Origin of the sequence: Longimicrobium sp. (genome assembly GCA_036389795.1) — a bacterium.
In the GTDB taxonomy this organism is placed as follows: domain Bacteria; phylum Gemmatimonadota; class Gemmatimonadetes; order Longimicrobiales; family Longimicrobiaceae; genus Longimicrobium.
Genome location: DASVWD010000099.1, coordinates 33,953 through 55,983 on the forward strand (window position 1 = coordinate 33,953; position 22,031 = coordinate 55,983).

General features: G+C 72.6%; 18 protein-coding genes and 2 tRNA genes. 12 read left to right on the forward strand and 8 right to left on the reverse strand.

Features of this window, described 5'->3' with window-relative positions; translation table 11 throughout:
• Window positions 1-171 precede the first annotated feature (171 nt).
• The gene (gene rlmN, locus VF746_13085; protein HEX8693353.1) at window positions 172-1,269 is read right to left on the reverse strand and encodes a 23S rRNA (adenine(2503)-C(2))-methyltransferase RlmN; all 1,098 of its coding nucleotides are present in this window, start codon (window positions 1,267-1,269) and stop codon (window positions 172-174) included.
• 199 nt (window positions 1,270-1,468) lie between these two features.
• On the opposite strand from rlmN, the gene VF746_13090 reads away from it, so the two are divergent.
• The 7 genes from VF746_13090 (at window position 1,469) to mgtE (ending at window position 10,125) form a co-directional block, all read left to right on the forward strand.
• A complete protein-coding gene (locus tag VF746_13090; protein HEX8693354.1) occupies window positions 1,469-1,927 on the forward strand; it encodes a PTS sugar transporter subunit IIA in 459 nt (152 codons plus the stop codon).
• Complete coding sequence (locus tag VF746_13095) at window positions 1,924-2,313, forward strand: VanZ family protein (protein ID HEX8693355.1); 390 nt, start codon at window positions 1,924-1,926, stop codon at window positions 2,311-2,313. Before VF746_13090 ends, VF746_13095 begins: the two co-directional genes overlap by 4 nt.
• On the forward strand, window positions 2,310-4,196 hold the full coding sequence (gene aspS / locus VF746_13100; GenBank protein ID HEX8693356.1) for an aspartate--tRNA ligase: 1,887 nt from the start codon (window positions 2,310-2,312) through the stop codon (window positions 4,194-4,196). Before VF746_13095 ends, aspS begins: the two co-directional genes overlap by 4 nt.
• 641 nt (window positions 4,197-4,837) lie before the next feature.
• On the forward strand, window positions 4,838-5,821 hold the full coding sequence (locus VF746_13105; protein HEX8693357.1) for a PhoH family protein: 984 nt from the start codon (window positions 4,838-4,840) through the stop codon (window positions 5,819-5,821).
• Complete coding sequence (locus tag VF746_13110; protein HEX8693358.1) at window positions 5,821-8,112, forward strand: HDIG domain-containing protein; 2,292 nt, start codon at window positions 5,821-5,823, stop codon at window positions 8,110-8,112. Before VF746_13105 ends, VF746_13110 begins: the two co-directional genes overlap by 1 nt.
• A gap of 143 nt (window positions 8,113-8,255) precedes the next feature.
• Window positions 8,256-8,705 (forward strand): rRNA maturation RNase YbeY, encoded by a 450-nt coding sequence (gene ybeY / locus VF746_13115; protein HEX8693359.1) that lies wholly within the window; start codon window positions 8,256-8,258, stop codon window positions 8,703-8,705.
• A 52-nt stretch (window positions 8,706-8,757) separates the two neighbouring features.
• Window positions 8,758-10,125, forward strand: coding sequence for a magnesium transporter (mgtE, locus tag VF746_13120; protein HEX8693360.1), 1,368 nt, complete (start codon window positions 8,758-8,760; stop codon window positions 10,123-10,125).
• Between the two features lie 654 nt (window positions 10,126-10,779).
• Here the strand turns inward: mgtE and VF746_13125 are convergent.
• Window positions 10,780-11,556, reverse strand: coding sequence for a DUF4142 domain-containing protein (locus VF746_13125; protein ID HEX8693361.1), 777 nt, complete (start codon window positions 11,554-11,556; stop codon window positions 10,780-10,782).
• Window positions 11,557-11,743: 187 nt separating this feature from the next.
• Here VF746_13125 and VF746_13130 point away from each other — a divergent pair, with 187 nt between their 5' ends.
• Complete coding sequence (locus VF746_13130; GenBank protein HEX8693362.1) at window positions 11,744-12,364, forward strand: hypothetical protein; 621 nt, start codon at window positions 11,744-11,746, stop codon at window positions 12,362-12,364.
• Between the two features lie 59 nt (window positions 12,365-12,423).
• Entirely contained in the window at window positions 12,424-12,936 is a 513-nt protein-coding gene (locus VF746_13135) for an RES family NAD+ phosphorylase (protein ID HEX8693363.1), read from the forward strand.
• A 168-nt stretch (window positions 12,937-13,104) separates the two neighbouring features.
• Here VF746_13135 and VF746_13140 read toward each other — a convergent pair whose 3' ends face one another.
• From VF746_13140 to VF746_13150, 3 genes are all read right to left on the reverse strand, one after another.
• Entirely contained in the window at window positions 13,105-13,812 is a 708-nt protein-coding gene (locus VF746_13140; GenBank protein ID HEX8693364.1) for a GNAT family N-acetyltransferase, read from the reverse strand.
• Window positions 13,799-14,632 (reverse strand): amidohydrolase family protein, encoded by an 834-nt coding sequence (locus VF746_13145; GenBank protein HEX8693365.1) that lies wholly within the window; start codon window positions 14,630-14,632, stop codon window positions 13,799-13,801. Before VF746_13145 ends, VF746_13140 begins: the two co-directional genes overlap by 14 nt.
• A 151-nt stretch (window positions 14,633-14,783) precedes the next feature.
• Complete coding sequence (locus tag VF746_13150; protein HEX8693366.1) at window positions 14,784-16,049, reverse strand: Ig-like domain-containing protein; 1,266 nt, start codon at window positions 16,047-16,049, stop codon at window positions 14,784-14,786.
• A gap of 342 nt (window positions 16,050-16,391) precedes the next feature.
• Here VF746_13150 and recN point away from each other — a divergent pair, with 342 nt between their 5' ends.
• A complete protein-coding gene (recN, locus tag VF746_13155; GenBank protein HEX8693367.1) occupies window positions 16,392-18,065 on the forward strand; it encodes a DNA repair protein RecN in 1,674 nt (557 codons plus the stop codon).
• Window positions 18,066-18,442: 377 nt separating this feature from the next.
• Here recN and VF746_13160 read toward each other — a convergent pair whose 3' ends face one another.
• Window positions 18,443-20,101 (reverse strand): hypothetical protein, encoded by a 1,659-nt coding sequence (locus tag VF746_13160; protein HEX8693368.1) that lies wholly within the window; start codon window positions 20,099-20,101, stop codon window positions 18,443-18,445.
• Between the two features lie 210 nt (window positions 20,102-20,311).
• Here VF746_13160 and VF746_13165 point away from each other — a divergent pair.
• A tRNA-Gly gene (locus tag VF746_13165) sits at window positions 20,312-20,384 on the forward strand.
• 31 nt (window positions 20,385-20,415) lie between these two features.
• A tRNA-Cys gene (locus tag VF746_13170) sits at window positions 20,416-20,486 on the forward strand.
• 83 nt (window positions 20,487-20,569) lie between these two features.
• Here VF746_13170 and VF746_13175 read toward each other — a convergent pair.
• Window positions 20,570-20,815 (reverse strand): hypothetical protein, encoded by a 246-nt coding sequence (locus VF746_13175; protein HEX8693369.1) that lies wholly within the window; start codon window positions 20,813-20,815, stop codon window positions 20,570-20,572.
• 20 nt (window positions 20,816-20,835) lie between these two features.
• A complete protein-coding gene (locus tag VF746_13180; protein ID HEX8693370.1) occupies window positions 20,836-22,026 on the reverse strand; it encodes a tyrosine-type recombinase/integrase in 1,191 nt (396 codons plus the stop codon).
• Window positions 22,027-22,031: the final 5 nt, after the last annotated feature.

Genomic DNA, 22,031 nt, shown 5'->3' on the forward strand with positions numbered 1-22,031 from the left:
GATCGGCTTCGGCGCGGCCGCGGTCAGCCCCCCTCCCCGACCCTCCCCCCGCTGCGCGGTGGGAGGGAGAACTTCGTCCCGCAACGCAGTTGAAGCCTCACGCAGTTCTGTGAGGCTTCCCGCGGTTGTTGCCGCGCCTTCAGGCGCCCGTAACCCCAGCCGACCCTCGCGCTAGATCGACCCCATCTGCACCGGCTTGCGTCCCTGCGTGGCCTCGGCGCGGAGCTGCCCGCAGGCGGCGGCGATGTCGCTGCCGCGGCTCTCGCGCACGGCGGCCGCGATCCCCCGCGCCTCCAACCGCTCCACCCAGTGGGTGAGCCGCGCCCGCTTCGACGGCTTCCAGTCGGTCCCCGGGATCGGGTTGAAGGGGATCAGGTTCACGAACGCCTTGAACTCGCCCACCACGTCGGCCAGCTCGTCCACCAGCTCCGGGGCGTCCGTCACCCCGTCGATCATCACGTACTCGAAGGTGATCCGCTTCCCCCCCGCCTCGTCGAACTTCCTGAGCGCGTCGAGCAGCTCGGGGAGCGGATACTTCTTCTCCAGCGGGATCAGCTTCTGGCGCAGCTCGTGGTTGGGGGCGTGCAGCGACACCGCCAGCCGGTACTGCTCGGGCATCTCCGCCATGCGCAGGATCCCCGGCACCACGCCCACGGTGGAGACCGTGATCCGCCGCGCGCCCACCCCGTAGGCGCGGTTCAGGATCGCGAGCGTGGGGAAGACCGCCCTGGGGTTCATCAGCGGCTCGCCCATCCCCATGAACACGATGTTGGTGATCTCGCCGTAGCCGTTCTCGGCGGCCCAGCGGCGCGCCTGGCGGTACTGGGCCACGATCTCGCCCGCGGTGAGCTGGCGCCGGTACCCCGCCCACCCCGTCGCGCAGAAGGTGCACGCCATCGCGCACCCCGCCTGCGAGCTGATGCAGAGGGTGAGGCGCGACGGCGTGGGGATCAGCACCGACTCGATCAGCTCGCCGTCCGGCAGGCGCCAGAGGTGCTTGGCCGTGCCGTCCACCGAGCGCGAGAGCTTGGCGGTGCCCGGCGAGGCCAGCGTGAACGCCTCCTTGAGCGCGTCGCGCTCGGCCTTCGGCAGGTCGCTCATCTCGTCGAACGAGAGCGCCAGCCGCTCGTGCAGCCACTTCACCACCTGCTGCGCCCGGTACGCCGGCTGCCCCCGCGCGGCGAAGTGGTCGCGCAGCACGGCCGCGGCCTCCTCGGGGAGGAGCCCCACCAGGTCCGGCTGGATCGCGGCGGCGACGGCGACGGTCATCGGGCGTTCGGCTTGCGTGTCGGTTCGAATCGTGTGCTCGGGCGAAGGAACGGCCTTGATTCACCGGGCCCCGGCGCTTGTTCCCGGGCGTGCTTGATGCGGCACAGGGCGGGCGTTAGCTTTGCAAGGTCCGCACCGGCCACGCCTCAAAGCGTGGCCTGCCAGTTTCTGGAAGCCGAAGGGAGATCGAGGCCGTCCCGTGCTGCTGAGCGAGCTGCTGACCCCGGAGCGGGTGCGGGTCCCCCTGGAGGCGCGCACCAAGGACGCCGTCCTGGAGGAGCTGGTCGGCGTGCTGCGCGACACGGGCGCCGTGGGGAGCGCGGACGACGTGCTGCAGGCCGTCCGCCAGCGCGAGGAGGTGCTCTCCACTGGCATCGGCAGCGGCGTGGCGATCCCGCACGGCAAGGCGGCCGCCGCGACCGGCCTGGCCATGGCGGCCGGCGTCACCCCCCAGCCGATCGACTTCGACGCGCTCGACGGGCAGCCGGTGCGCCTCTTCTTCCTCCTGGTGGGCCCCGAGAGCGCCGCGGGGGCGCACGTGAAGGCGCTCTCGCGCATCGCGCGCCTGGTGCGCAGGGACAGCGTGCGCGAGCGGCTGGCGGCGGCGGGCTCGCCGGAGGAGTTCGTGGGCCTCCTCTCCGAGGCCGAGAGCTCGTGAGGCGCGCCCTGGCCCCCTGGGCGCCGCCGCTGCTGTGGGCGGCGGCGATCTTCTTCCTCTCCTCCCGGCACAGCGTCCCGGGTCCCGAACTCCCCGGCTTCGACAAGGCGGCGCACTTCTGCGCCTACGCCCTGGGCGGCTTCCTGCTGGCCCGCGCGGCCGCCGCCACCGGCCTGGCCCCCGCCTGGGCGGTGGCGCTCGGCTGGCTGTACGGCATCTCCGACGAGGTGCACCAGGCGTTCGTCCCCGGTCGCTCCGTGGAGCTGGCCGACTGGGTGGCCGACGCGCTGGGCGTGGCGGCCGGCCTCTACCTCTACACCGTCTGGCAGGCGCGGCGGAAGGAACGCGAATCCCTGTCGCCCCGCGCCGAGCCCCTGCAGCCATGAGCCACGGCCCCGTGCACCCGACCTCGTACCGCACCACCGCCGCCGGCAGCTTGCGCGCCGGCGACGCGGGCACCTCCGTGACCCTGGCCGGCTGGGTGCACCGCCGGCGCGACCTGGGCGGCCTGGTGTTCGTGGACCTGCGCGACCGCGAGGGGCTGGTGCAGGTCTCCTTCGACCCGCAGTGGAGCGCGCCGGAGGCGATCGAGGAGGCGCGCCGGCTGGGGCCCGAGGACGTGGTCCAGGTGGAGGGCACCGTCTTCCCGCGCATCCAGGGGCAGCACAACCCCGACCTGGCCACGGGTGAGATCGAGGTGCGCGCCGCGCGGCTCACCGTGCTCACCCGCGCCGAGCCGCTGCCGATCCAGGTGTTCTACGGGCCGCAGGACGAGCTGCCGGCCGAGGAGCTGCGCCTGCGCCACCGCTCGCTGGACCTCCGGCGGCCGGAGATGCAGCACGCGCTGATCACGCGCCACCGCGCGGCCCAGGTCACCCGGCGCTGGCTCTCGGACCAGGGGTTCCTGGAGATCGAGACGCCGGTGCTCACCAAGCCCACGCCCGAGGGAGCGCGCGACTTCCTGGTGCCCAGCCGCCAGCACCCGGGCGAGTTCTACGCGCTGCCGCAGAGCCCGCAGCTCTACAAGCAGCTGCTGATGGTGAGCGGCTTCGACCGCTACTTCCAGATCGCGAAGTGCCTGCGCGACGAGGACCTGCGCGCCGACCGCCAGCCCGAGTTCACGCAGATCGACCTGGAGATGGCCTTCGCCGGCGAGGAGGACGTCTTCCGCGTGGGCGAGGGGCTGATGGCGGCGATCCTGGGCGAGGTGGGGGGGATCGAGATCGAGACGCCGTTCCCGCGACTCCCCTACGAGCAGGCGCTGCTGCGCTACGGGAGCGACAAGCCCGACCTGCGCTACGGCCTGGAGATCGTGGACGCGACCGACGTCCTGCAGCGCGCCGACTTCCGCCTCTTCCAGGGCACGGCGGGCACCGCCCAGCGCATCCGCGGCATCCGCGCGCCCGGCGGGGGGCGGCTCTCGCGCAAGGAGCTGGACGAGCTGCAGGAGGTGGCCCGGCGCGGCGGCGCGGCGGGCGTGCTCTGGGTCAGGCGCGGCCCCGACGGCCTCTCCGGCCAGTTCGCCAAGGCGCTGGACGAGGGGACCCGCGACGCCTTCTACGCCGCGACGGGGATGGAGGACGGCGACCTCTTCGTGGCGGTGGTGGGCGAGTTCCGCAGCCGGGCGGCGGGGCCGGTGGTGACGTCGACCACGGGCGCGGCGCCGGTGGCCGAGGAGACGCACGAGGTGAAGGCGGGGCTGGAGCCGGCGCTCGACGAGCTGCGGCGGCACCTGGCGCGGAAGCTCGACCTCGTCGACCCGAACAAGCACGCCTGGCTCTGGGTGACGGAGTTCCCGCTCTTCGCCTGGGACGCGGAAGGTGACCGGCTGGTGGCCGAGCACCACCCCTTCACCCGCCCGCACCCGGACGACGTGCCGCTGGTGCTGGAGGCGGCGCGGGACGGGGCGCTCACGGCGGAGGCCGCGCGGGCGCTGTACCGGCGGCCGGTGCGCTCGCTGGCGTACGACGCGGTGTGGAACGGGATGGAGATGTGCAGCGGCTCGGTTCGCATCCACGAGCCCCAGCTGCAGCGGGCGATCTTCGCGGCGCTGGGGATCGGGGCCGAGGAGGCGAAGGTGAAGTTCGGCTTCCTGCTGGAGGCGTTCCAGTACGGCGCGCCGCCACACGCCGGGTGCGCCTTCGGCTTCGACCGGCTGGTGATGCTGCTGTCGGGGGGGAAGAGCCTGCGCGACGTGATCGCCTTCCCCAAGACGACCACCGGGCGGGCGCTTTTCGAGGGCGCGCCGACGCCGATCGAGGGCGCGTAAGCGAACCTTCGCGCGCCTGCGTCGTACCAATGGCGCGCCGGACGATCCACGGCAGGGCGGGACCGCGAGACGTGCGGGCCCGCCCCACGGCTTTTGGCCCGGTTCTTGGAGTCTTTCGACGACCGGAGCCGGGGAGGGCGGAGAGCGGATCGCCGGCTTCGGCGCAGCCGCGGGGGGCCCTCACCCGCCGCCCTGGAGCGGCAACCCTCTCCCAGGTCTGGGAGAGGGTGGACTCGACGGGGCTTCGAGCGCGAGGCGGGGTTCGTAGGGTCGAGGCCTGCCTCGACCGCTGGATGCCGGCAGGTGCGCGAGAGGCGGCCGGTGGTGCCGATGCCGCCTCTGCACGGACTCGCAGGCTCGCCCCTACGGAACTCATCGCGGAGGCGGACTCTGCGTGAGGGATGCGCGCCCGGAGGGCCGGGACCCGGGCGTGCCGGGGGTTTGGCACGACCGGGGCCCGGCGCCGTTGGCCTGCGTAGTTTGCAGGCCTACGGCGCGCGCAGCCCGGCCCGGAGCGCAGCGGAGGGACACGCCCCGAACGGCAGTGCGAAGTGTCGGAGGCCTACTCTAAGGACTAAGCACTAAGCACTTAGGACTTAGCACTCAGGACCCGAAAACGAACCATTCTTCCGTCGAGATAGATGCCTGACCAGGCGGTACAGCACCGGATCCCCGCGGAGGGCGCCGACCCGCTGGCGCTCTCGGGGGTCAACGACTCCAACCTGACGGAGCTCGGGCGCCGCTCGGGGCTGCGCGTCTTCCTCCGCGACGACCACCTCCTCCTCTCGGGGCCGGTGGAGAGCGTGGAGAAGGCCGTCCCCGTGGCCCAGCACATGATCGAGCTGGCGCGCCGCGGCGTTCCCGTGGGCGCCGACGACGTGGCCCGCTTCTTCGACGCCGCAGAGACGGGCGAGGGCGGCGTGGAGCGCCTGGCCGACGCGGGGCGCGTGGTGGTCCCCGGGCCCAAGCGCACCATCAGCGCCAAGAGCGAGGGGCAGGCGAAGTACCTGGCCGCCATCGAGGAGAACGACATCGTGGTGGGGATCGGCCCCGCGGGGACGGGGAAGACCTACCTGGCGGTGGCGATGGCGGTGGACGCGCTCTTCAAGAAGCGGGTGAAGCGCATCATCCTGGCCCGCCCCGCCGTCGAAGCGGGCGAGAACCTGGGCTTCCTCCCCGGCGACCTGCAGGAGAAGATCGACCCCTACCTGCGCCCGCTCTACGACGCGCTGGAGGACATGATCCCGCACGACCGGCTCAGGCGGGCCATGGAGAGCCGGGCCATCGAGATCGCGCCGCTGGCGTACATGCGCGGCCGCACGCTGCAGGACGCGTTCGTGATCCTGGACGAGGCGCAGAACGCCACCAACGCGCAGATGAAGATGTTCCTCACCCGCCTGGGGCTCAACTCCAAGGCGGTGATCACGGGCGACAAGACGCAGATCGACCTGCCGCGCCGCGAGGACTCGGGGCTGGTGCAGGTGGAGGAGGTGCTCAAGGGGATCGACGGGATCGCCTTCGTCTACTTCCACGGCAGCGACGTGATCCGCCACCGGCTGGTGAAGGAGATCATCCGCGCCTACGCGGCCCACTCCGGGCGCGAGCCGGAGGAGGGCGAGGCCTGATGGTGGCGGCGGAGCGGCCCCCCGAGCGCCGGGCGGCGCCCCGGGACGGCGACCTCCCGCCGCGCCCCCGCTTCGCGCGCGCCCTGCACCACGGGCTGCGCCTGGCCGTCCTCCTCGCCACCGCGGCCGCCATCCACCTCCTCTTCCCCTCGGGCGCGGCGCCGGGGCCCGTCCTGCTGGAGCGCGGCGTGGTGGCGCCCGAGGACATCATCGCCGCCATCCCCTTCCAGATCCCCAAGACCGAGGAGGAGCTGCGCCGCGAGCAGGAAGAGGCGGCCCGCGGCGTCCCCCCCGTCTACGACTACGCCCCCGGCGCCGCGGACAGCGTGGCCGGCGGGCTGGCGGGCTTCTTCGCCGCGGTGGAGGAGGCGCTCCGGGGCGCGCCGCCGGGGCAGGAGACGCAGGCCGTCCGCTCCGTCCTCTCGCGCAGCGGCGTGCCCACCACGCTCGGCGCCGTGGAGGTGCTCGCCGACTCCGCCCGCCGCGCCGCGCTGCAGGGCGCCACCGTGGCGGCCGTGCGCGAGCTCTTCCCCGCGGGCGTCGCCGCCAGCTCGCCGGGGCGCAGCGGGATCTCGGCCGTGCGCGTGCGCGGGGTGCGCGGGGGCGAGCGGCTGGTTGCCGCCGACTCGCTGCTCACGGCCGACCAGTTCTACGGCGCCGCCGCCCAGCGCCTCCCCGCCGGGGCGGGCGCGGACGCGGCCGAGCTGCAGCGGCTCCTCCTCGTCCGCTGGTTCCAGCCCTCCCTCGCCGTCAACCAGGCGGAGACGGAGGCCGCGCGCGCCCGGGCCCGCGCGGCGGTGGACCGGGTGAAGGCGCGCGTGCTGGCGGGGGAGAAGATCGTGGGCGCGCGCGAGCAGGTGGGCGCGCGCGAGGAGGAGCGCCTGCGCGCCTACCAGGCTGCGCTCGCCGAGCGGCGCACCGACGGCGAGGGCGGGCACGCCCCGGCGCGCGCGGCGGGGGCCGTCCTCTTCAACCTGCTCCTGCTGGGGATCGTCGGCTTCCTGCTGCGCCTCTCCCGCGCGCACCTCTACGACGACGACCGCACCATCCTCTTCCTGGGGATGCTGACCGTGGCCGTGGCGGCGCTGGCGTCGGTGATCGCGCGGCTCGACCTGCCGCCGGAGCTGATCCCCGTCCCCTTCGCCACCATGGTGCTGGCGGTGCTCTGGGGCGGGCGGCTGGCGCTGGCCATGGCGCTGATCCTGGCGCTGGTGCTGGGCGGGCAGGCGCCGTTCCTGGGGCTGGCCGTCCCCTTCACCGTGGCCGTGGGCGGGGCGGCGGGCGCCTTCGGGGTGCGCGTGGCCGAGCGGCGGCTGCAGACCTGGATGGTGGTGGGGATCATCACCGCGGCGTACGCGGCGGCCGCGCTCTCGGTCGGCCTCCTGCGGGCGTGGAGCCTGGAGGAGATCGGCTGGTCGGCGCTCTGGGGGGCGGTGAACGCCACGGGGTCCAGCCTGCTGGCGGTGGGCTTCCTCCCCGTGGCCGAGTGGTTCACGGGGGTGACCACCAACCAGACGCTGCAGGAGCTGGCCGACCCCAAGCACCCGCTGCTCAAGCGCCTGTCGCTGGAGGCGCCGGGGACGTACGCGCACACCATCAGCGTGGCCAACCTGGCCGAGGCCGCCTGCAACGCCATCGGCGCCAACGCGCTGCTGGCGCGCGTCGGCGTCTACTACCACGACATCGGCAAGGTGGTGAAGCCGCAGTACTTCATCGAGAACCAGCCGAAGGGGCGCAACCCGCACGACAAGCTGAAGCCCGCCATGAGCGCGGCCATCGTGCGCAGCCACGTGGCCGAGGGGCTCAAGCTGGCCGAGCAGCACCGGCTCCCCGACGCGGTGAAGGCCTTCATCACCCAGCACCACGGCACGCAGCCGATCTCCTTCTTCAAGGACCAGGCGAAGGCGGCCGACCCCGAGGGCAGGATCAACCCCGCGGACTACGCCTACCAGGGCCCCAGACCGCAGACGCGCGAGACGGCGGTGGTGATGCTGGCCGACTCGGTCGAGTCGGCCGCGCGCGTGCTGCAGGACCCCACGCCGGCGCGCATCCGCGAGCTGGTGGACCGCATCGTGGGCGCCAAGATCGCCGCCGGGCAGCTCGACGAGTCGCCGCTCACGCTGCGCGAGATCAACATCGTGAAGGAAGTGCTGGCCCGATCGCTCTCGGGGATGTACCATTCGCGCCTCGACTACCCCGCCCCGCCCCCCGCGGCGCAGGACGGCGAGGCCGCGAACGGCGGTGCGCAGCCCGAGCCCGCGGCCACGGGGGCGGGGACGAGTACGCGTTGAGATGAACTGCTGGACTCACACGGAGGACACAGAGAACACGGAGGAACGGCAGACACGAGCGAAGTTCTCTGTGTCCTCCGTGCCTCTGTGTGAGGCCTTTCGAGCTTGCGCGCGCACGGTTCCTTGATTGATGGAATGAGGCGATGGAGATGGACGTCGAGGTGAGCGTCGGCGAGGGCGTCACGCCCCCGGTCGACCCCGCGCGGGTGGAGGCGGCGGTGCGCCACGTCCTGCGCGCGGAAGGGGTGCGCGCGGCCGAGGTCTCCGTGGCGCTGGTGGGCGACGCGGAGATCGGCGGGCTGAACGCCGACTACCTCTCGCACGAGGGGCCCACCGACGTGATCGCCTTCGCGCTGCACGAGGAGGGCGAGGCGCCGCTGGGCGACGTGTACGTGGGCGTGGAGCAGGCGCTGCGGCAGGCGGCCGAGTACGGCGCCACCCCGGCCGAGGAGGTGCTGCGCCTGGCCGTGCACGGCACGCTGCACGTGCTCGGCTACGACCACCCGGAGGGCGCCGACCGCGCGGGCAGCGAGATGTTCGTCCGCCAGGAGGAGCTGCTGAAGTCGTTCCTCGCCGGGGAGCCGGGCGCCTAGCGCGCGCCCGCGCCCTCCCTCTTCCCCACCCTTCCGCCGCACCGGGCGCCCGATGGCCGAAGCCGCGACCGACGACCGCGAGCCGCTCGAGCGCCTGCGCGAGCTGCTGGCGGCCGGCGACCAGGCCGCGCTGCGCGACTTCCTGACGGCGCTCCCCCACGCCAGCGACGTGGCCGACCTCCTCGAGCAGCTCGACGAGGCCGACCGCCTGCGCGTGCTCGTCGCCCTGACCGACGAGCCGGAGCTCGCGGCCGAGGCGCTGGCCGAGATGGAGCCCGAGGAGCACCCCGAGGACTCGCTGGCGGCGCTGCACCCCGAGCAGATCGCCGCCGTGATGGCGGAGCTCTCCGACGACGACGCGGCCGACATCGTCGCGGAGATGGACCCGGAGGACCAGGACCGCGTGCTCGCCTCGCTCTCCGGCGAGGAGGCCGGCGAGATCCGCGACCTGATGCGCTACGACGAAGAGTCGGCGGGCGGCATCATGACCACCGAGCTGGTGGCGGTGCCGGCGTCGCTCTCCGCGGCCCAGGCGATCGACGAGGTGCGGCGGCAGGCGCAGGAGGTGGGCGACTTCTACGTGGTGTTCGTGGTGGACGAGGGGCGCCACCTGCTGGGCTGGCTCCCGCTCCCCAACCTGGTGACGGCGGACCCGTCCACCTCCATCGACGCGCTGGTGGAGCCGCCGGTGGCCGCGGTGCTGCCGGACATGGACCAGGAAGAGGTGGGGCGCGTGGTGGCCCGCTACAACCTCACCGTGGTGCCGGTGGTGGACGAGGAGGGGGTGCTGCTGGGCGGCGTCACCTTCGACGACGTGATCGACGTCATCGAGGCCGAGACCACCGAGGACATCCTGAAGCTGGGCGGCACCTCGCAGGAGGAGGAGATCCGCGGCGGCTGGCTGGACGCGGTGCGCTCGCGGCTGCCCTGGCTGTGCGTGAACCTGGTGACGGCCACCTTCGGCGCCACGGTGGTCTACCTCTTCCGGGAGACCATCGACCGCCTGGCGATGCTGGCGGTGATCATGCCCGTGGTGGCGGGGATGGGCGGCAACAGCGGCACGCAGGCGCTGGCGGTCACCGTGCGGCGCCTGGCGCTCACGGGCGGCGACGCCGGCCGCGACCGCTGGGGGATCGTGGGGAAGGAGCTGCTGGTGGGCCTCGGCAACGGCCTGGTGATCGGGCTGATCGTGGCCGGGGTGGCGCTCGTGCTGCAGGGCGACCCGCGGCTCGGCGTGGTGGTGATGCTGGCGATGTGGATGAACCTGACGGTGGGGAGCTTCGCCGGCGCCTTCGTCCCGATCGTGCTGGAGCGCCTGGGCGTGGACCCAGCCATCGCCAGCTCGATGTTCGTCACCGCCTTCACCGACATGTGCGGCTTCCTGCTGCTGCTGGGCATGGCGACGCAGTTGTTGTTGTAATCCGCAGCTTAAACCAACTTCACTCCGACATCTGACGAAATGAATTTCGGGGAAGAAGTCGCATATTGGTACCTACGATTTAACGGATTTTTCCCGTTGCCTAACTTCGTACTGCACCGAACTGACAGGCGAAAAGCATCGGATTGCGACGTGCTTGCCGTCCGTCCCCCTCACGTCTTTGAGGAAGTCGGAGGTAATCAGTGGGATTGGGATCAACGATTGGAAGTCCACTGGGCTGAAGGTCGGACTGTCGGTGTGATTTGCGAGGTTAAAAGCGGGATACGGATTCGATCAATATTTCAAAACGACCGTGTGATGCACTCGGTTAGACGACTTGGATTCGCAGAGGATTTAGCTCCTGAAGAATGGGAATCGCTGCACGAAGAAGGATTTGTTGACCTAGGAAGTTCACATCGTATTCTTAAACTTTTAGTCGCAGACTACCAGCCACGTGGGTACCAGCGGATTCAATTTGTGTCCATCGACTACGCGAGAGAATTCCTCAAACAGCGTGTTCGCAATTATCACGAGAAACAAGGCGATTGGGTGTTTTTCAAATCGAATTTAATGCAAGATCTAATTTGGGAGGTAAGGCTCGAGGTCAAGAATGCACAGCGACGGCAACGAGGCCGATGATGCGCAGGCCAATCTCGGCTAAAGATTCAGGTTTTCAGGTCGTGTAGTATCCGCCCCCGTCGCCGGCACCGTATCCGGCGGCGGGGGCGCGGCCATGCCGGGGAGCGTGTCGGCAGTGGCGGTGGCGTAGGGGACGGAGGCCTGCTTGAGCCGCTGGATCCAGCCGGTGTCCGGCGGCGGCGGGGCGACGGGGTAGCTGCCGCGGATCGCGACGAGCCGCGCCTGGAGCGCACGCGCGCGGTCGAGGTGCGCCTGCACGCGCGGGAGGGCGGCGGCGATGGCGCCCTGCAGGCCGGGGAAGCGCGCCGCCTGCCGCCAGCGCCGCAGGCTGTCGAGCGCCGTCGCGTGCGCCTGCACCTGGAGCGCCACGAAGGCGGAGTCGTAGCGCGGCCCCGTCGGCATCACGTTGATCGTCCCGCCCTGCGCCTGCGACACCATCTGCATCGGCCCGTACTGCTGCGGCGGCACCCGCGCCGTGTCGAGCTTCAGCGCCGCGGCCACGGGGAGCGACGCGCGGCTCATCGCCGTGTGGTCGGCCAGCAGCATCTCGGCGAACGCGCGCACCTCCGGGTTCCACAGCTTGGGCACGGCCACCTGCGCGGCGCTGATCTCCGACCCGTTCACCAGCGACACCATCAGGTAGATCCCCGCGTCCGTGAGCGGCGCGCGGGCCAGCGTGTCGCGCTCCTCCTCCTCGGGCCGCGAGATCTCCACCCTCGGCTCCTCCTCGCCGCCCCCGCAGGCGGACAGGAGCGAGGCCGTGAGCACCACCGCGAGCGTGAGCGGAATCCGCATCGGTCTTCCTCTGCCTCGGAGTCGGCCACCCTGCAGTAAAGGGCAGGCCTGCGCAAGAACCGCGCGCAATGGACGGCAGGGTTGTGCAGATCCAGGCGTACCTGTACCTTACCGTTGTCACACAGGTACGCGCTCTGCTACAAGCGGAAGCTCACAGACGCTATTCAGGGAAGAGACCATGCCTCGGTTGCGAAGGATAGGAGCTCAGCGCAGAGGGAGCACGGCCGAGCCGGACCTCGAGGCGCTCCGCGAAGCGCTCCTCCGGCGTGTCGAAGCGTATCTCCGCCTGACCCTCTGGAACCTGGATTACGCGGACCTCGTCGACGCCGTCGCCGCCACGAGCCCGGCGGAGACGGTCGCGCGCGCCATCTCCGCGAAGCCGGACATCGGGATCGAACGGGACGACTGGACGGACTCGCTCCTTCGGGGAACGGCCGCCCGCCAGTCCGCCCTCCAGGCCGCCGGGGGAGCGCTCTCGTCGGGAGAAGTCGCGGAGCTGCTCGGGATCTCCGTCGCGGCCGTGAAGCAGCGGCAGCGGCGGGGCGGGCTGCTGGCCATCCCGCTCGCGAACGGTGAGTGGGGATACCCCGCGCGCCAGTTCGCTCCCGACGGGCGGGTCCGCGAGGGGCTGCGGGACGTGCTCGCCGCGTTCGGAGCGGACGAGGACCCGTGGGTCGTCCTCTCGTTCCTGGCGAACCCGGACCCGGTCACCGGCGAGGGAACCGCCTTCGCTGCGCTGGACGACCCTGACCGCACCAGGGCACTGGCGGAGTTGGCGCGGACGTTCTGGGAGCAAGGGGCGGCGTGACGGCTGCGCCGCGCAAGCTTCCCCTCGTGCGTGTACCGGCGGGAAGCCAGCTCTGGAGGGTGCACAGGAAAGGACAGGACGTTCTCTGGTTCGGACCCGACCCCGCGGGCGGACCGAGGAACCGCTTCGACGCGCCCGGGGGCGAGTACCGGATCTGCTACCTGGGCGACTCGCCGGAAGTCTCCGTCGCCGAGACCATCATCCGCCAGCCCCACGACCGGCTGATCCCGCGCGCCCGGCTCGCGGAGCGCGCCATCGCCCGCGTGCCGGTGCTGCGCGAGCTGCGGCTGGTGCGCTTCCACGGCCCGGGCCTTGTCCGGCTCGGGATCGGCGCCGACGTGGCGCACGGGCACCCGTACGGCCGCTGCCAGGCGCTCGCGCTGGACTTCTGGAGCCATCCCGACGCGGTGGACGGGGTCGAGTATCGCTCGCGGTGGGACTCCGACCGCCTCTGTTTCGCGCTCTTCGACCGGGCCCGCGACGCGCTGGACGCGCCCGACCAGTTCCTGGACCTCGCCGATCCGCGCACGTTCAACCCGATCCTCATGCTCTACGAGATCGGCGTCGTCTAACGTCCGGCTCCGGCTGAAGACCGGTGAGCGCACCGTGCCGGCGGGTTCCCGCGCCAGGAGCGATCCACCGGCGGAGGCGAGTAGATCCCTCGGGTCGCTACCGCGCCCCTCGGGATGACATCGTTCGGGTGTGATGGATTGATCCTTCCGCCGGATATGAGGCCGCGCTCAGGAACCAGGCGGCGCGAACCCCGGGTCCGCGCCGATGGTGGCACGGCCTTCGAGGTGGCGGAGCATGTAGTGGAAGGTGTCGCGTTGGAGGGGAGAGCGGATGCCGTAGGCGCGCTGCCAGATCGCCCGCAGCAGCGCGGCCACCTCGGCGGACGGCAGCTCCGCGCGCCGGTCGGTGATGGGCTCGCGGTAGAGCACGTACCGACCCTCGGCGCGCAGCGGGAGCCAGGGGTGGAAGTACGGCACGTCGAAAGCGATCGCGCGGCCGCCCTGGACCAGCGTGCGCAGCCAGGGGCTCTCGCGGCGCACCTCGCCCACCACCCAGGCCAGGTCCGCGCCCCGCTTCCGGCGCGCCTCGGCCCGGAACGCCTCCACCAGGTGCGCGCGCAGCTCGCGCCCCAGCCGCCGGTTGCGCAGGTCCTCGCGCACGGCCAGGTAGGTGATGAACCCCGCGTTCACCGCCTCCAGGTACACCCCGCACGCCGCGGCCGCCGGCTCGCCCTCCTCGTCCACCAGCGCCAGCAGGTGGAAGTCGCCGCCCTCGGCCAGCCCGCGCCGCGTCTCCTCCAGCTCGGCCAGCTGGTAGTCCAGCGGCGCCACGTCCCACATCGAGTCGTGGATCAGCTCGAAGGCCGCCCGGGCCAGCGGCGTCCGCTCGTCCACCACCTCCACCAGGCGGAGCTCCGGCGCCTCAGGACGGTCCATCGCCCCCCTGTCCGCCCTCCGCCAGCCCCAGCCGGAACACCCGGTCGGCGTTCTTCCACAGCATCCCCTCCAGCTCCTCCTCCGTCGCGTCCAGCGAGCGCACGAACTTCAGGCAGCCGCCGATGTCGGTGATCGGCCAGTCGGTGCCGAAGAGCAGCTTGCCGGGGTCGTTGACGAAGGCGAGCACCTCGTTGAGCTTGGCCCGCGCGAAGCGCTCGTAGCGCGGCTGGAAGTCGCCCAGCGTGAGCCCCGAGACGTCGCCGAAGACGTTGTCGTTCTTGTAGAGGACCTCCGCCGCGTCCAGGAACCAGGGGTTGCCCACGTGCGCCATCACGAAGGTGACCTCCGGGTGGTCCACGGCGATGTCGTCCACCTCCAGCGGGTGGGCGAAGCGCACCTTGGAGCTCTTCTCGAAGGTGTCGCCCGTGTGGATCATCACCGGCACCCCGAACTCCGCCGCCAGCACGTACAGCAGCCGCACGCGCGGGTCGCCGAGCGCCACCGGGACGTACCCCGGGTAGAGCTTGAGCGCCTTCACCGCCCCCGCCCGGAGCAGCGCCCGGATCGGCGCGTAGTCGGCGCGCTGGATCATCTCCGCCGTGGCCGCCGCCACCACGCCGATCTTCGGGTCGCCGGCCACCATCTCCAGCACCTCCTCCGTCGGCGGCCGCTCCGGCGTCACGTCGTACGAGGAGATGACGAGCGCGTAGTCGATCCCGTGCTCGTCCATCAGCGCCCGGAGCGCCGCGTACCGCTCCTCCAGCGTGGCCGGCAGGTCCGGCGTGTAGCGGTTCAGGTGCGTGTGGCAGTCGACGATCAAGGCGGCGCGGGGGCTCAGGGTGCGCGAGGCCGGGCAGACAGCGTACCACGACGCGGTTCAGCCGAAAGGAACGTGGCTCACGCGGAGACGCGGAGCCCGCGGAGAAAATCGAAGGCGAAGGAGAGGCCCGTGAGCGACGGACCGCGGTGTCCTACAGGCCCAGCACCAGGATCGTCTGCGGGAAGCCCGCGGCGCGCAGGTCCTCGGCCGTGTACACCCGCCGGTTGTTGGCCTGGTCGGGGAGGGCGAACGAGAAGATCTTCCAGGTCCCCGGGTCGCTGAACCGCGGCACGCTCACGGTGCACCGCCAGGTGCCGTTGATGGAGATCCCCGAGATGCGCTGGCACCCGTTGTCGCCCACGAAGAAGCCGCCGGGGGTGACGAAGGTGACGGCGGTCACCACCAGCCCGACGCCCGACACGGTGGTGCTGAACGCGTCGGTGGCCGAGAAGGTGACGGTCACCACCGAGTTCGAGTCCGCCCCGGCGACCACCCGCGGCGAGATGGAGAGCGCCGTGAGGGTGGGCGGCGTCTGGTCGGGGCCGCCGGTCGTGGTGCTGGTGAACTTCGTGTACCCGGTGCGGCCGGGGCGCGAGGTGCTGGTGGCCGTGATCACGGTGGTCCCCGGCTCCCTGGCTGTGACCAGCCCGGTGTTGGGGTCCACCGAGGCGATGGAGGTGTCCTGCGACGCCCAGACGATGGTGTCGGTCCACACCGCGCCGGCCGCGGTGCGCGGCACCCCGGTGAGCTGCACGGTGCCGCTGCCGCCCGTCGGCTGCGACGGGTGCGCCGGAGTCACGTCGATGTAGCCGTCCTCGCGCGGCATCGGCGCCGAGACGTACACGATGAACGAGAAGCCCTGCACGCCGGGGGAGAGGCGGAACTTCCACGTCCTGGGTCCGCTGGTCTCGTTCTGCAGCAGGACGCCGACATAGCGGTAGAACGGCTGGTTGGCGGCCGTGAAGGTGCCGGTGTCGGGGGTCACCACCTCCACCGCGCCCGTGCCGGCCGTCACCGTGGGCCCGGAGTGGAAGAAGATCTTGTTCCCCGTGGCGTCGGCGGTGGTGCTGTCGGGGGTGCCGATCGGCTGGAACATCAGGTTCTGCAGCGTGACGTCGGCGCGCAGCGTGTCCACCGCGAACGACACGTTGCTGGAGGTCAGCCGCACGAACTGGTGCTGGCCGCCGACGACCACGTCTGCCCGGGCGCCCGTGGACGCCACGGGGACGTCGCAGGTGAAGCTCCTGGAGAGCACGCTCACGTGGCACTGCACCGCGGCCAGGACGGGCGGCGGCGGTCCGGCGGTCCCTTCACGCAGCAAGGGGCTGCGGTCGCTGCACGCGGCGAGCGCGGCGGCCCCGCACGCGAGCGCCACGAAGAGCAGCCGGTTCGGGCCGGTCTGGCGGTTGGATCGCATAGGCCAGGAGGAAGCCAGCGGGACGGTTGGCGCCGGGCCGATCAGGCAGGCCCGGCCGGGAGTCGAATATGTTCCGCCCCCAGGACAGCGGCAAGCCGGCAGTTTCCGCGCCCGTGGGGATCACCGAAGTCCCTCCCCTGAAGTTCGGGGGAGGGACAGGCGCGCCAGGCGCCGGGGCGGGGGCTGCCCGGCGCGGCGCCGACGCCGGTCGTCGCAGCCGTCCGCCCGCTGGCGCAAGGAGCGCGGGCGAGCCGTCACCCCGTTGCCGCCCTCCTCCGGCGGGTTTACCTTCCGTCCACATCCCTCCCGAACGGCCCCGCCCCATCGGTGTAACCTTCGGCCATGCTTTCCGAGCTGCGGATCCGCAACTTCGCGCTGATCGACCGCCTCACCGTGCACCTCGGCCCCGGGCTCAACGTGCTCACGGGCGAGACGGGCGCGGGGAAGTCGATCATCGTGGGCGCCCTGTCGCTCCTGCTCGGCGAGCGCGCCTCGGCCGACCTGGTGCGCGCCGGCGAGGACCGCGCCTCGGTGGAAGGCGTCTTCGAGGTGGGCGGCCGGGCCGAGCTGCTGCGGCTGCTGGACGAGCGCGGGATCGAGGCCGACGACGGGCTCCTGGTGCTCAAGCGCGAAGTCGCCGCCGAGGGCCGCAGCCGCGCCTGGGTGAACGGCAGCCCCACCACCGCCGGCGTGCTGGGCGAGCTGGGGCGGCACCTGGTGGACCTGCACGGCCAGCACGAGCACCAGACGCTGCTGAAGCGCGACGAGCAGCGCGCCATCCTCGACGCCTACGCCGGCCACGCCGACCTGCTGGCCCGGGTCGCCGCCGCGCACGAGACGGCCGCCGCCCTCGAGCGCCAGGTGGCCGACCTCGACGCGCGCCGCCGCGAGGCCCTGCAGCGCGCCGACTTCCTCCGCTTCCAGGCCGACGAGATCGAGGGCGCCTCCCTGCGCCCCGGCGAGGAAGAGGAGATGGAGGACGAGGCCCGCCGCCTGGCGCACTCCGAGGAGCTCACCGCCCTCTCCGCCTCGCTGTACGACGCCCTCTCCGGCGGCGGCCGCGCCCTGGTCGGCACCCTCGGCTCGCTCAACCGCACGCTGGACCGGCTCGTGGCGATCGACCCCTCGCAGGCCGAGCTGCGCGAGCTGTACGACACCGCCTACTACGCCCTCCAGGAGCTGGCCGAGCGGGTGGAGCGCTACGGCAGCACCATCGAGCACGACCCCGCGCGGCTGGAGGAGATCCGCCGCCGCCAGGACCTCCTCTTCCGCCTCAAGGCCAAGTACGGCGCCACCCTGGCCGAAGTGGTCGAGACCGGCCGCGCCGCCCGCGCCGAGCTGGACCTGCTCGACTCCGCCGAGTTCGACCTGGCCGCCCTGCAGAAGCGCGCCGCGGACGCCGCCGCCGAGCTGCACCGCCTGGCCGCCGAGCTCACCGGGCGGCGCGCGGCGGCCGCCGAGCGTCTCGCCGCCGAGGTCGACCGCGTCCTCCCCGAGCTGGGGATGGCGGGCGGCGCGTTCGAAGTCGCCCGCCTCCCGCTCCCGCAGCCGGGCGCGCGCGGCGCCGAGGAAGTCGAGTTCCGCGTCTCGCTCAACCGCGGCTTCGAGCCGCGCCCGCTCTCCTTCGTGGCGAGCGGCGGCGAGATGTCGCGGCTGATGCTGGCGCTCAAGACCATACTGGCGCGCCAGGACGCCGTCCCCACCCTGGTGTTCGACGAGGTCGACGCCGGCATCGGCGGGCGGGTGGCGCTGCAGGTGGGAGAGAAGATGCGCGAGGTGGCCGGCAGCCACCAGGTGTTCGCCATCACCCACCTGCCGCAGATCGCCTCGCGCGCCACCACCCACCTGCGGGTGCTCAAGCGGGAGCAGGGCGGCACCACGACGACGGAAGTGGAGCGGCTGGAAGACGAGGAGCGCGTCCGCGAGATCGCCCGCATGCTGGGCGGCGACCCCGAGAGCGCCGTCTCGCTGGAGCACGCCCGCGAGCTGCTGGAGCGCGGCGTCGCGGTGGGGTGAAAAGAAGTGCGTGAGTGCGTGAGTGCGTGAGTGCGTTGGGACTGGAGCAGTTACGCACTAACGCACTTCCGCACTGACGCACTGCGGTTTTGGGCATGTCCCTCCGCTGCGCTCCGGGCCGGGCTGCGCGCGCCGTAGGGCAACAAACGACGTTGCCCAACGGCGCCGGGCCACCACCGCCACGATACCCCCTGTGGCGGCGGCGTCCCGGCCCTCCGGGCGCGCATCCCTCATGCAACTTCGTCGCGCGAAGCGCCGAGGTGTTCCCCTCTACCGCGCAGCGGGGGAGGGGAGCGCGCCCTCCGGCTGCGAGGAACGAGCAGCCGAGGGCCGCGCGGGGGAGGGGGCCTCCCGGCTGCGCCGGGAGGCCGCATGCGTCACTCGCCCGACCCCGACGGAGGAGGAGGCGGTGGCGGCGGGCTCGGCCGGGCCGGCGCGGGTGGCGGGGCCGGCGGGGGAGCGGGAGCGGGCGCCGGCTGGGGCAGCGGCAGCGGCAGCGGCGGGCGGCGCACCGGCGGTTCCGCCCCGGGCGGCGGCGGCACGCGCGCCGCCGAGTCCGCCCCCGCCGTGTCCGCCCGCGCGCGCGGCGGCCGGCCGAAGAGCTGGTAGGGGAGGCGCCCGCCCGCCTCGATCACCCCCGCGTGCGGCGCCCCGCCGCTCCCCGCCACCGTGTTGCGGTACAGCACCCACAGCTCGATGGCCAGCGGCGTGCGCCCGCGCCGGGCCGCCTCGATGGTGCTGTAGCTCATCCCCAGCCCCACGCGGTGCGCCGTCCACGCCTCCGCCGTCTCCACCGGCCCCAGCAGCACCTCGCCCAGCGCGTCGCCGGCGGTGAACGTCGTCGCCCCCCGGCGCTCGAAGGCGTAGTGCGCCGCGAAGCCGAACTCGCGCGTGAGCCGGTAGCGCGGCGTGAGCGAGGCCGTGATCCGCGCCCCCGGCTCGCGGCGCAGCGTGCGCGCCGGCGCGCTGTCGCTGGGGAACAGCGTGTCGGCCAGGAACGGCCGCCGCCCCACGTCGGCCGCGAACGCCACGTCGAACGACGCCGCCGCCGTCAGCCAGAACCGGCTCGAGAGGAAGACGTCGTTCAGCAGCTCCACCCCCACCCCGAGGTGCCCGCCCTCGGGCGGCACCTCCAGGAGCGTGAGCGGCGTCCGGGCGCCCGTGGGGAGCCGCGCGCTCACCGCCAGCGTGCTGCGCACCCCGCCCCCCCGCGCGCTGTCGGGGAAGGGCCACCCCGGCGCCGAGTTCACGAGCTGGAGCCGCGCCCCCACCCGCACGTCGCCCAGCCGGTAGGGGGTGCGCCGCGTCCCGGCCGCCAGCGCGAAGCTGTCGGCCCCCGCCAGCCGCGCCGCCGCCGTGTCGCCCAGCAGGTCGGCGAAGGAGAGCCCCTGCCGCGGCAGCTGCAGGGTGTCGCCGGTGAGCTCGCGCACCCGCCGCTGCAGCTCGATCCCGGCCTCCGACCCCGCCGTGGGGAGGTACGGCGAGCGCCCCAGCGCCGCGAACGCCGAGTCGACCTCCGCCAGCACAGCCGCGTTGACCCCTGCGTTGGGGTTCTCGCCCACCGTGGCGCCGGAGAGGAAGAGGAACGGCACCTCCGTCTGCCGGCGGTGGATCGGGACCGTCGCCTCCAGCGTGACGCGGCCGGTGAGCCCGTACGAGAAGGTGAGCGGCACGTCGCGGCGGTCGGCCGAGAGCCGCACGGCCGCGCTCCCCACCGCCACCTCCGCCGGGAGCACCGGGCTCGTGACGCGCGCCGCCGTCCCGGTGAAGAACTCGGCCAGCCGCGAGCGCAGCGGCGGCACCACCGGCTCCGAGATGCGCGCGGCGAGCGCCTGCAGCTGCTCCTGGAACGCGGCCCCCAGCGGCTCCGAGCCCCCGTCCGCGAAGCGCGACTCGTAGTGGGTGAACGCCCCCGTCCCCTTCAGCTCCACCCATCCCCGCGGCAGCACGCGCGCGTCCTCGCCCTGCGCGTGCAGGGCGGGGGAGGCCAGGGCGAGCAGGAGCGACGCGCCGGCGGCCGGCAGGAAGCGCTTCATCGGGTACGCCCTGGAAGCAGCGGGGACGCGGGTCCGGCCGGGCCGGACGCGGGGCAGGAGACGCTAGCGCGCGGCCCCCGCCCTTGTCAACGCGCAGAGGGGCGCGAACGCGGCGAAAACGGCTTAGGATCGGGTTAGGACGGCGCCCGGGCGGGAGCCGGCGGGGGTTGACCCGACCGGCCCGAACCGGTACATTTGCCGTTCCCAAACGCGGGCATAGCTCAGTTGGTAGAGCGCAACCTTGCCAAGGTTGAGGTCGCCGGTTCGAGCCCGGTTGCCCGCTCTCGTGCCCGCCGCGGGGTCGAAGCAGGTACGGCGCCGTGGCCAAGTGGTAAGGCAGAGGACTGCAAATCCTCGACCCCCGGTTCGAATCCGGGCGGCGCCTCTCCCTCCCTATCCCCTCGCCCCGCATGTGCTTGCGCGCCGTGGGGCGTTCCCGTCTCCGCTCCTGCCGTGCTACGTAGTTTGCTACGTTTCTTGCCCGCCGGCGATGCTTCCGACGTCCGCCTCAATCAGGTCCGCCCACTTGCGTAGGTCCGCCGCGAATTCGCGGAGCCACGCCATGGGCGTACCGGCGTGCGACGGCGCCCGGTCCATCCACCATGCGAGGCGTTCGATCACCGAGGAACCGTCCATGGGCGGAGGGTCGCTCCCGTGTTCCTCGGAGACTGCTTGCAAGAACGCCTTGTAGGCGTGATGTGTCATAGCGTCCATCGCTCCGTTCTCCTCCTCTCTCACGCCGCCCCCGCGTCGCGCAGCTTGCGCGGCTCGTTCACCACCGCGAGCAGCGTGTGCTCGTCCGCCCCGTCGTAGATCTCCAGCGTCCGCACCGACTGCCACCCGCCCGCGGCCGCCACGTCCGAGCGCGGCCAGTCCTTCCGTGCCCTCACCCATGCGCGCCGGTACGGGTGGAAGGCGCCCCGCGCCTGCGGCTGCAGGCCAGCGTCCCTCTCCGCGTGGCGCAGCTGCTTGATCGCGTACTCGACCGTCCAACAGCGGGTGGGGTCCTTCGGCCGCGGGAAGAGGGGTCCGCGCCCCACCGCGCCGCGTTTGCGCAGCAGCCGGTCGATGGCGGACCTCGCATCCGCAGGCAGTGGTATCCACATCTCCACGCCGCGCTTGTCGGTCTCCGCCCGCTTCAGGACCCGTCCGAGCGGTGCCTGCGGCAGCGCCTGCAAATCCAGGTCGGCGTAGTCCAGAGCGCAGATCGCCCCCGCCCGCCAGCCAAGCGCCTCCACCAGGTCCACGAACTCCCCGAACCGGCCGCTGCCGTGGCGGCTGCAGTGCGGCCGGAGGGCGAGGAAGCGGTCGTACGTGGCCACCGGCCGCCGCGGGTTCACGTTACGCGGCAGGGCGAACTGCATGACCGACGGCCGAACTGGCGCGTCGTCTAAATGGCCTTCGGGCCCGGCCCACCGCAGCACCGCCTGTAAGAAGCCCACGTCCTTGCCGGCGGTCGTGTCGCTAGCGGCGCCGAGGGCGTGCCCCTGCACCGCAACCCGCCCCGCCTTGCGGTCCGCGACGAACCGCTTGAGGATGCCGGGCGTCAGGTCCTGGACGACGAATGCGTCCCCTAGGTACGCCTGCCAGATATCCATCCGCCGCGCGTCGTCCTGGGCGCCGCGCCTCTTCTTGCGGGCCGGCTCGCCGGCGCCCTCGTAGAGGCCGAACAGCGCGGCCAGGGTGAGGAGGCCCCGCGCCCCCGCCTCCTTGTTCGTGCGATGAAGCCGCGAGAGGGCGTCGGCGTGCTCCATGGCCTTCGCCTTGTCCCGGTGTCCCAAGCTTTGAAAGTGGTTCTGCCCCCGCACGGGGTCCCACCAGCGGCAGGTGAGGACGCCGCCCGGCACGCGCTCCCCCACCCAGACGCGCGACCCGCGCGACCCCGCTTCGTAGCTCCAGAGCTTCGGCTGTTTCTTCTTCGGCACGGCTC